Source organism: Mesorhizobium sp. M8A.F.Ca.ET.161.01.1.1 (assembly GCF_004792105.1).
In the GTDB taxonomy this organism is placed as follows: domain Bacteria; phylum Pseudomonadota; class Alphaproteobacteria; order Rhizobiales; family Rhizobiaceae; genus Mesorhizobium.
This window is the reverse complement of the sequence record NZ_SRTD01000428.1, coordinates 1-294: the sequence shown is the minus strand read 5'-3', so window position 1 is coordinate 294 and position 294 is coordinate 1. Positions and strand designations below refer to the sequence as shown.

Sequence of the window (294 nt, the reverse complement as noted above, 5' to 3'; positions counted from 1 at the left end):
CGGCGCTGCCCATGTCCTTGGCGTTCTTGGACAGCGGATGCTGCTCCAGCGAGATGCGATCAACCACGGCCTCAATCGCGGAATTCAGCAGTTCCACCAGCAGGCTGATGAAACAGACCACCAGCACCAGCGCCCGCTCGACCGTGCTGATGTCCAGCACGAACGCGGCTGCCATCAGCAGCGCGTGCAGCAGCAACAACTGGCGGAATGCCGCCTCGCCGCGAAAGGTGGCGATGAAGCCATCGCGCGAATGGATGAGGGTGTGGAAGACGCGGCTCAGTCCGGTCTTGCCGT

The 294-nt window shown here is 63.3% G+C and carries 1 protein-coding gene; it reads right to left on the bottom strand.

The genetic code is table 11. The features are described from left to right. The coding region (locus EN804_RS36395) for a diacylglycerol kinase (RefSeq protein WP_135922427.1) at positions 1-294 on the bottom strand (294 nt) is incomplete at both ends.